Origin of the sequence: Marinomonas spartinae (assembly GCF_016461715.1) — a bacterium.
GTDB classification, from domain to species: Bacteria; Pseudomonadota; Gammaproteobacteria; order Pseudomonadales; family Marinomonadaceae; genus Marinomonas; species Marinomonas spartinae_A.
Genome location: NZ_JAEMUI010000001.1, coordinates 127,947 through 141,117 on the forward strand (window position 1 = coordinate 127,947; position 13,171 = coordinate 141,117).

Below are 13,171 nucleotides of genomic sequence, written 5' to 3' on the forward strand. Positions count from 1 at the left end.
TTATAAGCGGTTTATCTTATTGATAGCATTTTTCTGCAGGCAAATTTACGTGAATCGCGTTAAAATAAAAGAAACACACATGAAGCGGAATGCAGTCAATGTCTGAGAATGAAGACCAAAGCGTCATAAGTGAAGAAGAGTTATACGAGCGATTGGACTATTACCTGTCTGCCTACGGGTGTGAGCGTTCCTTGCTGTGTGTGTCTGAGTTAGATGGTTTTTTAACCGCAATCGGTTGCAGTGCACAAGAACTGGCACCAGATCAATGGCTCACCACCATTTGGGGAACGGAAGAAGACCAACCTGAATGGCTAACCCAAGAGGAAGAAGATGAGTTCCTAAGTCTTGTGTTAATCATGTATATGGAAACCATGAATGCCCTGGTTCATGGTGAGATCTCGCCTGTTTATTTAGAACAAGAATTTGATGGTAAATTTCAATTAGTCGTCGAAGAGTGGTGTCTTGGTTTTGTACGTGGCGCTCGCTTGGCAGGCTTAGGCTTAGACGAAAGCAATCGAGATTTTTACAACGAAGTACTGGCGCCCGTGCGGCTGTTTGGCACCTCAACTGGCTGGAAAAAGCTGGAGAATATGGTCGAAGAGGAAGTGGACTTTTGGCGTGATACCATCGAGCCGTCAATCTTACGCTTAGCGCAATTTAACCACCCTGAAATCCAAGGGGCACAACAACAGAATGCTAAACCTCATACCTTGCATTGAAGCATTTCAAGTCAGCTGTCTTGGCTGATAATAGTGTGCTGTTTAAATCTGTATTTGAATATCGATCATAAAAAAACCGCGAGAGGCTCAGTTGACCTTCGCGGTTTTTTGCTATTTTTGAGTAAAATTAACCAACAACCTTCGCAATGCTTTCACACAAGTAATCTATATTGTTATCACTCACACCAGCGATACTCATGCGGCCAGTGTCAGCGATATAGATAGAATATTCGCTGCGCAAAGTACGTACTTGCTCCAGGGTTAAGCCAGAATAAGAGAACATGCCGCGCTGATCTTTGATAAAGCTGAAGTCTTTGCTCACACCAGAAGCAGCTAGTTTCGCAACCAGCTTTTCACGTAGGCCATTGATGCGATTGCGCATCTCGGCGACTTCCAGTACCCATTCTGCTTTTAGTTCTGGATTGCTCATAATGGTATACACTACCGCCGCACCGTGAGCGGGTGGCATAGAGTAGTTAGCGCGAATCGCTTGACCAATAATAGACAACGCCGCATCAGCTTCGTCTTTTGTTTCGGCAATCACACTTAAACCACCGCAACGCTCGCGGTAAATGCCAAAGTTCTTCGAGAATGAGTTGGCAATCAACATATCTGGCACATGGGCAGCCATATAACGAAGGCCAGCTAGATCTTCATCCAATCCATCGCCAAAGCCTTGATAAGCCGCATCTACTAAGGGTAACAAGCCTCGTTTATTGACAAAATCAGTCAGCACTTTCCATTGATCAAACTGCAGATCTATCCCCGTCGGGTTATGGCAGCAAGCATGCACTAACAGAACATCACCTTCTTTTACTCCTGCTTCCAGAGTGGCCATCATATCGTCAAAACGCAGTCCATTTGTTTCAGGGTCGTAGTAAGGATAATCTTTGACCTCGACACCAGCAGAATGAAAGATAGACTTATGGTTTCCCCAAGTCGGATCACTCACCCATAAACGTGCATCTTGCAAATTCGCGCTGATAAAGTCCGCCGCCACTTTTAGGGCGCCCGTACCGCCAGGTGTTTGTGTTGAGCGAATACGACCAGAACTGATCAACTCATTACCTTCACCTAACACCAGATTCTGAATAATGGGCTCAAACTCAGACGCACCAAAAATCCCCAAATAACTTTTTGAATCTTCTTGCTCAAGCAGCATAGCCTCGGCTTTTTTTACCGTGTTTAAAATAGGCGTATTACCGAAATCGTCTTTAAAGACACCCACACCTAGGTCAATTTTCTTAGGATTAGGGTCATTCTTATGGGCAATGATAAGAGCTAAAAGAGGGTCGCCAGAAACGGCTTTAAGGTGCTTGAACATGATAAATATGGGGTCCTTGTTGTTGGTCACAGCAAAATGACTGCGAATAGGTCGTTGCTTAAATCGCCTCTTCATTTTGCCGTTTTTATGGCAAAATACAATGTAAAATCTGCGGAAATATTTCCTCATCTGTAAAGAAATAAAGACAACCCAATAAGAGCCAAATTATGTCGCCGTCATCTGCCACCTTCCAACACATTGATGGTTGGCTAAGAACCCATCAGCCTCTTTGGAAAATCGATACCTTTGTTGATTTAGACATTCCTTGGAAGGGGGACTATCCCGAACTGGCACACTATCTGGCACACATTCATTTAGCTGAGAGGGACGCCGATCGTAAAGCGGATTTGATCGAACACTTTCCCTTTCTTGCTCCTTGTCAAACCTGGCTGAGAGCTCCTTCCTTGAGCCGCATCATGGAGCGCAACAAAGCCGTACCAAGCTATTTTTCTGTGGGCATCAAAGGGCGGAAGTGGCAGCAGATAACCGCTTTTGCTAACGTTACCCCCATTGCTGAGGACTATCTTGAATGGTGTGCAGGTAAGGGGCATTTAGGCAAATTACTGGCCTTTCAAGGCAATAAAAAAGTCCACAGCCTGGAATGGCAACAAAGCTTGTGTGATGCAGGAAAACAAGATGCAGAGCGTCTCAACCTACGTCAAACCTTCAGCCATGCAGATGTGCTCAAAGGAGAAGGGCGCTCAGCATTAGCGAATGCTCACTGTGCTGTCGCGCTTCATGCTTGTGGGGATTTGCATCTTGAACTGATCAAACAAGCCGTGGCCGCTAAGACCCCCGTTTTGTGCCTTTCTCCCTGTTGTTATCACCTCACTAAAGATGAATTTTATCAGCCGTTATCGCAAACCGCCCAACAATCGCCATTGATCTTGCGCCAAACCGACCTGAAACTTGCTGTTAAAGAAGTCGCCACCGCTGGCGCACGGGAACAGCGCCTCAAACAACTCGAACTGACCTACCGACTAGGATTTGATTCCTGGCAGCGAGCCGCCCGTCAACAAGATGATTACCTGCCTGTGCCCTCGGTACAAAAAGTCATACTGACACAAGGCTTCAATGCTTTTTGTCACTGGGCCGCCAAGCAAAAAGGTCTTACGGATTTCATTGCAACCAATCCATTCTCAGAATTCGAACCTATCGGCGAAGCCAGAGCAAAACAGGTGCAAAAGCTGGAAACCATCAGCCAACTGTTTCGCCCTGCACTGGAATACTGGCTTATACTAGACCGTTCTATGTACCTAGAAGAAAACGGCTATCAAGTGGAGATCGGCACATTCTGCGAGAAAAGCCTCACCCCAAGAAACTGGATGATCAGGGCAACTCGTTGATGAGTAAGTCAATGGGTAAACGAAGCATGGATTGATCTAAATGCTAAGGGACGCCAATTGCCCTTTGGTTCCCCGAACACACGGGGATAAACCGCACTTTTCAAAAGCGAAAGGTGGCAAGCCAGTGCGTTCCCCGAACACATGGGGATAAATTGTGAGCTATCAAAACCTACAACAATAGAAATAAGCGTTCCTCCGAACGTGCGGGAGTAACGAGATTGATCTATGAGCCAGTAGAACTGCGGTGATACGTTCGCTGCCGCAGATGCGGCTTAGGCTATATCGATTTACCCCCAGTTGATTTCGGCAAGGGATTCGAAGCTGGGTTTGGCAAAGTAGTAGCCTTGGAATAGGTGGATTCCCATGTCTTCTAGGGTGTGGTATTCGGCTTGTTTTTCGATGCCTTCAGCGATGATGGTGATATTAAGATCGTTAAATAGGTTGATGAGGTTTTTGACGATAGTTTGTCGGGTTTTGTCTTGGTCGATGTTTCTGATCAAGGCGATGTCAATTTTGATGATGTCGGTTTGTAGGTCAGCAAGTTGATTGAGGCCGTTGAAGCCAGCGCCAAAGTCGTCTGTGGCAGTGAGAAAGCCTTGGTCTTGATAGTATTCGATGATGGATTTTAGGTGCTGGCTATCGATAATTTGTTCGTTTTCGGTGAATTCAAAGATGATTTTTTCTTGCGGAAATTGGTATAACTCGGCAGCGTCTAGTGTGGTGCGCAGGCACAGTTCCGGCTTGTAAATGGCGTTGGGTAGAAAGTTGATGCTTAAGCGGCTGTCGGTTGTTTGTATGCCCAGTTCTGAAGCCAGTTTGATGGCTTTCACGCGACAGCTCTGGTCAAAACGATAAAGGTTGGTTTGGTTGACGTTTTGCAGGACTTGATAAGCACTTTCTTGGTTGAGCCCCCGCACGAGCGCTTCCTGTGCGTAGATGGTTTTGTTCTTGGTGTTAATAATGGGCTGGAACGCCATAGTGAAGTCAAACTCAAGATCGCAAGCGTTGGCGCATTGGGTGCAGCCAAGTGGTTTAAAGTCCGTTTGTCTCATTGAGTTTGAGCCTCTTTTGTTAAGTGGTGACGCTTTATCTGGTGATGCTGCCTTTTTTACCTCGACAAGATTCTAGGGTGGTTGTGCCTGTGATGCGAATCAAGAGTCTTTTAAATTGTAAGTGACCTTTTAGCGGATTGTCCTTTTGTTTTGTGTGATCTTTTGTTTTTATGGACAGGGGTGAATGGTTAAGTGAAACATGAGTAGGGCAGTGTTTACCATGAAAACTTGATAAAAAGGAGGGCGCGATGTCGTATCTATTCCTACCTGGTTTGTTATGCGATGCTGCTGTTTGGCAGTCGGTGTTGTCTCAGTTTCCTCGTGATGAGGTGTCAGTGGTGGATTATGGGGATGCCGATTCCATAGAAGCCATGGCGAAGGTCGTGTTGCAATCGGCCCCAGAATGTTTTGTTCTGGTGGGGCATTCTATGGGAGGCTTGGTAGCGTTAGAGGTTTATCGCCAAGCACCGGAGCGTGTGAGTCATTTGGTTTTGTTGGATACGGGCTATAAGGCGCTTCCGAAAGATCACAAAGGGGAGCAGGAAAAAGCCTCTCTGCTCGCTTTTTTGGCACTGGCTAAGGAGAAAGGGATGGCGGCGATGGGGCGCCAATTGCTTGCGGAGATGGTTCATCCAGATCGCTTAAAGGACGATCCTTTGGTCACGTCTATATTAGCGATGATGGAGCGGCAAACGTTGGCAACCTTTACGGCTCAGGTCAATGCATTGGTACAGCGTCCCGATGCGACTTGTGTGTTACGTGAGGTGGCGTGCCCTGTGTTATTGATGTGTGGTCGTCAGGACAGTTGGACCCCTGTTTCGCTGCATGAGGCGATGTTGTTGCTGGTGCCGGATGGCGAGTTGCATGTGATCGAGGAATCGGGGCATGTGACGTCGATGGAGCAGCCGCAGGCGGTGGTCAGTCAGTTGCAAGCTTGGTTAGCGCTTAATCAAGCAAATAAAGAAAGAGAAAGCCTAATTTGATAATAAATTAGGCTTTTTTTATTTCTGTCAGACTGGTCAAAGTCGTCCGATATAAGGAGGTTAGTGCGCCGCTTCCACTAGGTCAAATATTAGGGCTTTGACAGTGTCTTGGCCTGTATTGTGAAGTTGCACTTTGCCCTCTTCGGTGATTTTTGCACCGTCGCCAGGATGGAGCACTGTGCCATCTTGTAGAGTCAGCTCGCCTTCAATTTGATGAATGTAGAGACTGCGTTTGTTTTCCACATTTAGATCCAGTGCTTTGTCAGCCGATAAGATCAATTGATGAAGGCTGGCATTTTGCTTGATGCTTAAGGTGCCGTTGCGGCCATCAGGGGTGATGACGGTGGTTAGGCCTTCTTGTTGACCAAAATCCTTTTGTTGGTAACCAGGTGTGCCACCAAATTCGTTTGGTTGAATCCAAATTTGTAGGAATTTTAGCGTCTGCGAGTCGGAGGCGTTGAATTCGCTATGGTAGATGCCTTTGCCAGCGGACATCAGCTGGAATTCCCCTGCGGGTAGCTCTTTGATATTACCAGTACTATCTTTGTGAGCTATACGGCCTTGTAATACGTAGCTGATAATTTCCATGTCTTTGTGACCATGGGTTTCAAAACCAGCGCTTGGGGTGACGGTATCGTCGTTGATAACACGCAGATGTGAGAATCCCATGTGTTTAGGGTCATAGTAATGGCCAAATGAAAAAGTGTGGTGACTGTTTAACCAGCCAAAGTTTGCAGTGCCACGATCCTCTGCTTTTCTGATGGTAATCATACTGCTTCTCCTAATAGTGTGTTTGTGGCGAGCAGGATGTATGCCTGTTGTGAGCTTGTGTGTTCTGTCACGTCGCCTAAGGTATAGAAGCAGTGTAGGCGTTAAGAAATGCAAAGAAAATCGGAAGCTTTTGAGGTAGTATTTCAAAAATATTGAAGGCCAATGGATAAGGGTGTGTTTATGGCTCATGCGGTTACGTTAGAGGCATTACGGGTGTTGGAGGCGATTGAACAGTTTGGCAGTTTTGCTGCCGCTGCGGATGCATTGTATAAAGTGCCGTCTGCCTTGACCTATACGATGAAAAAATTAGAAGAAGATTTAGGTGTCAGTTTGTTTGATCGCTCTCGCCAACGGGCGGTACTTACCCCTGCTGGACGGCTTGTGCTTGATAAAGGGCGAACGATATTAGACGCCGCGGCGCGTTTGGAGGATTCGGTTAAGCAGTTAGAGTCTGGCTGGGAGCCAAAGCTGCGTATTGCCCGTGATACGGCGTTGCCAGAGTTGCCATTATTGACGGTAGTGGGGGCGTTTTTGGCGCAAAATCGTCCAGTGCAGATCAGTTTATCAGAAGAAGCCATCGCGGGGGCTTGGGATGCTTTGCAGGATGATAGGGTGGATTTGGTCGTCGGAGCATCGGGGGATTTGCCTAAAGGACGCTTTCATACTCGCCCAATTGGCGAACTTGAGTTTGTCTTTACAGTGGCACCGACTCATCCGCTGGCATTAACAGAAGGCCCCATTACTGCAGCTCAGCTGCGTGAACATCCGTCGATTGTGGTGGCGGATTCAACCAAGATTTTACCACAACGGGATTCTGGCCTGTTTGAAAGCCGCCAGGTGCTTCGAGTCGATAATATGATGAGTAAAGTTCAGGCCTTGTGTTTAGGGTTGGGCGTAGGATATTTGCCGAGGCACTTTGTCGATCATGAAGTGATGTCTGGACGGCTGGTTATCAGAGAGTGTGAACTACCAAGACAGAATCACATGAGTTATATCGCTTGGCGCAAAGATGATCCAGGCCGAGGATTGAGCTGGTTTATTGAGGCTTTAGCAGCACAAGACTGGCAATTGTTGAAGGCTGAATAGACGTTAACGCATTGTTACTTGATGATAAAATGGTTGCTTAATGATAAGAAGGACGTGTCATGTTGTCGTTGTCTGTTTCGATTGTTCCGATTTTTTTATTGCTGATGATAGGCGCATTGTGTCAGCGTTGGCGTTTTCCAGCAGACGGCTTTTGGAGTGGTGTCGATAAGCTGGCTTACTGGGTGCTATTTCCTGCTCTGCTATTCAGTAACACCTCGACAATGGATTTTTCGAACCCTCTGTTGTTTCGTTATGGGTTGATCTTATTGTTGGCTATGGCAGGGACGGCGGTGTTTGTCTTTGCTTGTGCTTTTATGCTTAAGGTGAAAGCGCCTGTCACCTCATCTATGCTGCAAGCTGGGGTACGCTTTAATACGTTTTTGACGCTGGCATTGGCGTCCAGTTTGTATGGTACACAAGGTTTAACGTTGGCGGTGCTCGGGGCATCTGTATTGATTCCATCCATTAATGTCTTTGTGGTGGTGTCGATGGTGTTGCTGCATGGCAAATCAGCAGCATTACAGCGAGGAAAAGCCGCGCCGTCCCTTTCTCAATTGGTGATTAATGCGTTAATACGTAATCCTCTGATTGTTTCTATCGTGCTAGGAGCGGGGCTGAATTTGGCTGGGCTAACGCCCATACCGCTGGTCTCGGATACGGTGTCCATTTTAGCGAAGGCGGCGTTGCCAATGGTGTTATTGGCGGTGGGCGCCAGTGTGCGCTTTGAGGTGATTCGTTCTGTAGGCATGACGTTTGTGTGGTCAGCTGTGGCTCGCTTTGTGGTCTTTACCGGGTTAGTGGCTTTGTCATGTTGGTGGCTGGATATAACCGGTGTGCCTGCCTTGGTGGCGATCTTGTTTGGTGTGGTGCCAACGGCGGCCTCTGGGTATGCTTTGGCGCGGCAGTTAGGTGGAGACAGTGAGCGTATGGCGGCGTTTATCACCTTACAAACGTTACTTTGTGTGGTGACCTTGCCCGTGAGTGTGTTATTGAGCCAGCACATCTTTGGTTAGGATGGCGGGGTATTTGCCATCCTAACGCTTACTTGCGACATAATATGTGAATATGTATCAGGTGTGATCTGTTGTTACGTGGCAGGACTACGTTTTTTAGCCCAAAAAACAATGGCTTTTTGCAGCAAGATAAAAAACAACAAGAGGCCACCAATGGCGAGCTTAGTCCACCAACTATTGAGGCTGCCATCAAAGGTAATAAGGGTTTGAATCACGCCTTGGATCATGGCTCCTAAAAAAGAGCCAAAGACATAGCCGACTCCGCCAGTCAGCAACGTGCCGCCGATGACGACCGCAGCAATGGCGTCTAATTCCACTCCCACAGCGGCCAAAGGGTAGGCGGAGCTGGTGTAGATGGCAAAAATCACCCCAGCCAGAGCGCTGTATAAACCACTTAATGCATAGATTTTGACGGTGGTTTTTTTGATGGGGACTCCCAGTAAGGCGGCCGACTGTTTGTCTCCGCCAATGGCATAGACGTTCATGCCAAAGCGTGTGCGACGAGCAATCAAAATCCCTACTACCAAGAGCACCAACATGGCCATGGCGATAAAGGTTAAACCGCCACGCCCTGGCACACTGACATAGATGTCAGACAAGGCAGTGATAAAAGGGTGGTTAATCGGGACGGCGTCCAAATTGATTAAATAGGCGAGCCCTCTAAAGAGAAACATACCTGCCAAGGTGACAATAAAGGGCTGAATCTCAAATACAGAGATAATCATGCCCATGATGGCGCCAAAGGCGATGCCGACAATCAATGAGATAGCGATGGCAAGGATGGGATGAATGTGCAAGCTGGTGATCAGATAGGCCATTAACACACCGATGAAGGCGATCATGGAACCGACGGAAAGGTCGATTCCACCTGATAAAATGACAAAAGTCATTCCCACTGCGGTGACGATTAAAAAAGCGTTGTCTGTTAATAGATTGGTGAAGACAAGGGTGTCGCGAAAGCCTTTGTATTCATACATGCCAAACCCATAAAGTAAGAGAAACACAGTGAGTGTGGCGAAAATAGGAAGATTACGCTCGTTGATCATTGATCTGCTCTCCCATGATTCTGAGATGATGTACTGTTTTGTTCTTTTTTAGCGTTTTGCCCTCTTTTAGATTGAAAGCGTTTTGCTAACCATTGCCTTGTGGTGGGGGATTGAATAAGCAACACCGCCAGAATGATGGTGGCTTTAACAACCAGATTGTATTGTACAGGTAAACCGCTGGTTAAAATTGCGGTGGTAAGGGTTTGAATAATTAATACGCCAATAATGGTGAGCCCTAGGTAGATGCGTCCACCCGCGAGGGAGGCCCCCGCGAGCACGACGGCAAGAATGGCATCCAGCTCGAGCCACAGGCCAGCATTATTAGCATCCGCTCCGCGAATATCGGCTGCGATGATAATGCCACTTAAGGCGGCGCAAAAGCCGGAAAACATATAGGCGGATAGTACCAATAGGCGTGCTTCAATGCCGACTAATCGACTGGCTCTAACATTGGCCCCGACGGCTTCAATAAACAACCCCAGTGAGGTTTTACGCATCACGACTATGGTCAGTATGATCATACCAAGGACGATCCACACACGAATGGGAAAGGCTAAAAAGAATTCATTACCAATGGCATTAAGCACCGTTGAATGAAAGGTAACGATTTGTCCTTCGGTAATCATTTGGGCAATGCCTCGCCCAGCCACCATTAAAATAAGCGTGGCAACAATGGGTTGAATATTAAAGATCGATACCAACAGGCCGTTCCAGAGTCCGCAGACTAAGCCACTGCCCAGTGCGCAGGCAATGACGATCCAGACAGGCCAATCTGTGTTTACCGTGAGTACGGCGGTGACTGCACCGGAAATAGCGATGACGGCACCGACAGATAAATCGATGCCTCGTGTTCCAATAACGACTGCCATGCCCAGAGCCACTAAGGCCGTTGGGGTGCCGCGATGGAGAATATCGATTAAGCTGCCATATAGATGACCGTTGACAAATTTAATCTCTAAAAAGCCGGGTGTGATCAGAGCGGTAACGCTAAGAATCAGCAACAGGGAGACAAAGGGGGCAAGGGTTTTAGGCTGCTTCTGCAGCCGTTTTAATAGGTGTTGTAATGCGTGATGTTTTTTCATATTGGTGGCTTTTATGGGAGGTCTAATGTCTATCATAGCGTGTCCATTTAGCTCGCAATGGTATGAAGGATAGCTTGTTCTGAGACATCGCTACCGCGCAACTCAGCGACTTTGTGATGATCTTTCATGACCACCACACGGTGAGCAAACATGACTAACTCTTCGAGTTCGGATGAGGCTACTAATAGGCCCATACCTTGTTCGCAAAGCTCTTGCATGATTTGGATAATTTCGTGATGCGCGCCAATATCAATGCCTCGGGTGGGTTCGTCTAGAATAAGCAGTTTTGGATGGGTAATTAGCCAACGCGCGAGAATGACTTTCTGTTGATTACCACCACTTAATTCGCCCACGGGTTTGTCCATATCTGGGGTTTTTATGGCTAGGCGTTTAATCATATCGTCAACCAGTTTTTTCTGTTCAGACATGGCAATAGAGCGCCACCAGCCTTTGCTGGCTTGTAAGGCCAGAATCATGTTTTCACGTATACTTAACTCGGCCACGATGCCGTCTAATTTACGATCTTCTGGGCAATAGCCCATTCCCGATTGAATCGCCTGACGCAGCGACTTTTGTGTTAGTGAGGTGGGCTCAGCTGCCGGTGTTGCTGATGAGTCTGGGTGGAGTGTAATGTGACCTTGGTCTGGCTTTGTCGAGCCATAGGCCAGTTCGCATAACTCGGTTCGTCCCGAGCCCAGTAAGCCGGCCACACCGACAATCTCACCGGCATGTATGGTCAAATCAAGGGGATGTAGAAAACGTTGTTTTCCGACATGTTGCATGGTCAGTAGTGTGTTTTGAGGCTTTCCAGTGGTTTGATGGTCGCTAGAGGTGGCAAGATCGTCTAACGATTTACCAACCATATGGCTGACAAGATCGGAACGGCTTAATGAGGCGGTGGGAAAAGTCCCCACGCATTCGCCATTGCGTAATACCGTGATAACGTCAGTGATGTCATACACTTGGTCGAGAAAGTGGGTGACAAAAATAATGCCCATGCCTTGGTTTTTGAGTTGAGTCATCAAGCTAAAGAGCTGCTTGATTTCACTGGCATCAAGGCTGGCAGTTGGTTCGTCTAAAATCAGCAGTTTTGCCTCACTGCTTAGGGCCCTGGCAATGGCGATAAGCTGTTGTATGGCAATGGAGTAGCGGTCGAGTTGTCGAGATGGATCGAGGTTTTCCAGTCCCACTCTGGCTAATAGGGCTCTGGCGCGTGTATCGGCTTTTTTCCAATTGATCAATCCAAAGGATTTTTCCTGTTGCTGTAGGGTTAGGTTTTCAGTGACCGACATACTGGGGATTAAATTGACTTCCTGATAGACAGTACTTATGCCTAATTGCTGAGCATGGCCGCTGTCACGGGCATGGATGGCTCGGCCATCTAACTGAATGTCCCCCTCGTCTCTTGGGTGAACGCCTGTGAGGACTTTGATGAGGGTCGATTTCCCCGCGCCGTTTTCGCCGAGCAAAGCATGAATCTCGCCTTTATTGACTTGCAGAGAGACAGCATTTAGTGCCTGCACACCCGTAAAGGATTTAGAGAGGGAACGAATCTGTAACAAGGCAGAGCTGTGATCGCTTGTCGTTCTTGAGTGGTCTTTTACATTGCTATGAGGTGTCATGAGCGCTCCTGTTTGGCCTACTTCAAACGTCATTCACGCCTGTGAGCGCGCGGCATCCTAATGAGAAACAGATGACGCACGCTCAAGGGGAAGCCACATTATTTGCGTTTGTTATACTCTGCGGCGGCGGTATCAGGTAAGTACAGCGGGCCGTTGGCTTTGATCCATTTAGGCACTGTTTTTCCCGCACGGTAGGCAAGAATGGCGTCAAAGGCAGGCGCCCCTAAATGTGGATTAAGCTCAATGGTGGCGTTACTTTCACCATCCATCATGGCTTTGAAAATATCTGGCACACCATCAATCGAGACGACAAGAATGTCTTTGCTAGGTTTGATCCCCGCTTCTTTCATGGCAAGAATGGCACCTAAGGCCATGTCATCGTTATGGGAGAACAGGGCACAGATGTCTTTTTTAGGATTGCTTTCGGCTTTCAGGAAGCTTTCCATAACTTCTTTACCACCAGCGCGTGTGAAATCTCCAGATTGAGAACGGATGATTTTCATATTTGGGAAATTGCTGATAACCGCATCAAAGCCTGCTTTGCGATCAATGGCCGCAGAAGAACCCACCGTGCCTTGCAATTCGACGATATTGCATTTGCCGTTGGTTTTCGCAGCTAACCAAGAAGCAGCAAGGGCGCCTTCTTCCCTAAAGTCGGAAGCAACTTTGGTGAGGTATAGGTCTGGGTTAGCATCCACACCACGATCTACTAATACCACGGGGATATGGGCACGCTTTGCTTCTTTGAGCACTTGATCCCAGCCAGTTTCGACGACAGGGGCAAGTAAAATTCCATCAACCCCTTGAGCAATAAAAGAGCGCACCGCTTTGATTTGGTTTTCTTGCTTTTGTTGGGCGTCGGAGAATTTTAGATTGTAGCCACGGCGTTCCGCTTCGGCTTTGATGGATTCGGTTTCTGATGTACGCCAGCCGCTTTCGGAGCCGATTTGCGAAAAGCCAATGGTTAAGTTTTCTGCGCTGGCAGAGACAGAACACACAGGCAGTGCGACACAGAGTACGGTCGTTAGGAGGTGTTGCTTGAGAGTGTCAAACCATGACAAATGTTGACGTATTGAGCGATCGATCATACGAAATTCCTCTTATTTTTATTATTTTCCGTGAGAGAG

12 protein-coding genes are annotated in these 13,171 nt (G+C 47.5%); 5 read left to right on the forward strand and 7 right to left on the reverse strand.

Features of this window, described 5'->3' with window-relative positions; genetic code table 11:
* The first annotated feature begins 98 nt into the window (after positions 1-98).
* Positions 99-719, forward strand: a complete 621-nt coding sequence (locus JHD45_RS00575; protein ID WP_199473960.1) for a UPF0149 family protein — start codon at positions 99-101, stop codon at positions 717-719.
* A gap of 127 nt (positions 720-846) precedes the next feature.
* Here JHD45_RS00575 and JHD45_RS00580 read toward each other — a convergent pair whose 3' ends face one another.
* Positions 847-2,043 (reverse strand): aromatic amino acid transaminase, encoded by a 1,197-nt coding sequence (locus JHD45_RS00580; RefSeq protein WP_199473962.1) that lies wholly within the window; start codon positions 2,041-2,043, stop codon positions 847-849.
* Between the two features lie 167 nt (positions 2,044-2,210).
* Between JHD45_RS00580 and JHD45_RS00585 the strand changes: the two genes are divergently transcribed.
* Positions 2,211-3,389 carry a methyltransferase gene (locus tag JHD45_RS00585; protein ID WP_199473964.1) on the forward strand — a complete coding sequence of 393 codons (1,179 nt, stop codon included), beginning with the start codon at positions 2,211-2,213 and terminating at the stop codon, positions 3,387-3,389.
* A 287-nt stretch (positions 3,390-3,676) separates the two neighbouring features.
* On the opposite strand, the gene JHD45_RS00590 is transcribed toward JHD45_RS00585, so the two are convergent.
* The gene (locus tag JHD45_RS00590) at positions 3,677-4,441 is read right to left on the reverse strand and encodes an EAL domain-containing protein (RefSeq protein WP_199473966.1); all 765 of its coding nucleotides are present in this window, start codon (positions 4,439-4,441) and stop codon (positions 3,677-3,679) included.
* Positions 4,442-4,689: 248 nt separating this feature from the next.
* Here JHD45_RS00590 and JHD45_RS00595 point away from each other — a divergent pair, with 248 nt between their 5' ends.
* Positions 4,690-5,424, forward strand: a complete 735-nt coding sequence (locus JHD45_RS00595; RefSeq protein ID WP_199473968.1) for an alpha/beta fold hydrolase — start codon at positions 4,690-4,692, stop codon at positions 5,422-5,424.
* Between the two features lie 60 nt (positions 5,425-5,484).
* Here JHD45_RS00595 and JHD45_RS00600 read toward each other — a convergent pair whose 3' ends face one another.
* Entirely contained in the window at positions 5,485-6,195 is a 711-nt protein-coding gene (locus tag JHD45_RS00600) for a pirin family protein (RefSeq protein WP_199473970.1), read from the reverse strand.
* A gap of 180 nt (positions 6,196-6,375) precedes the next feature.
* On the opposite strand from JHD45_RS00600, the gene JHD45_RS00605 reads away from it, so the two are divergent.
* On the forward strand, positions 6,376-7,281 hold the full coding sequence (locus tag JHD45_RS00605) for a LysR substrate-binding domain-containing protein (RefSeq protein ID WP_199473972.1): 906 nt from the start codon (positions 6,376-6,378) through the stop codon (positions 7,279-7,281).
* Positions 7,282-7,340: 59 nt separating this feature from the next.
* Positions 7,341-8,294, forward strand: a complete 954-nt coding sequence (locus tag JHD45_RS00610; protein ID WP_199473973.1) for an AEC family transporter — start codon at positions 7,341-7,343, stop codon at positions 8,292-8,294.
* A 74-nt stretch (positions 8,295-8,368) separates the two neighbouring features.
* Here JHD45_RS00610 and yjfF read toward each other — a convergent pair whose 3' ends face one another.
* The 4 genes from yjfF to JHD45_RS00630 all read right to left on the reverse strand — a co-directional run bounded on the left by yjfF (position 8,369) and on the right by JHD45_RS00630 (position 13,132).
* Positions 8,369-9,340 (reverse strand): galactofuranose ABC transporter, permease protein YjfF, encoded by a 972-nt coding sequence (gene yjfF, locus JHD45_RS00615; protein WP_199473975.1) that lies wholly within the window; start codon positions 9,338-9,340, stop codon positions 8,369-8,371.
* Entirely contained in the window at positions 9,337-10,458 is a 1,122-nt protein-coding gene (locus JHD45_RS00620) for an ABC transporter permease (RefSeq protein WP_233407473.1), read from the reverse strand. The genes yjfF and JHD45_RS00620 overlap by 4 nt, the downstream gene beginning before the upstream one ends.
* 11 nt (positions 10,459-10,469) lie before the next feature.
* A complete protein-coding gene (locus tag JHD45_RS00625) occupies positions 10,470-12,044 on the reverse strand; it encodes a sugar ABC transporter ATP-binding protein (RefSeq protein WP_199473977.1) in 1,575 nt (524 codons plus the stop codon).
* Between the two features lie 98 nt (positions 12,045-12,142).
* The gene (locus JHD45_RS00630) at positions 12,143-13,132 is read right to left on the reverse strand and encodes an ABC transporter substrate-binding protein (RefSeq protein ID WP_199473979.1); all 990 of its coding nucleotides are present in this window, start codon (positions 13,130-13,132) and stop codon (positions 12,143-12,145) included.
* Between the last annotated feature and the right edge of the window lie 39 nt (positions 13,133-13,171).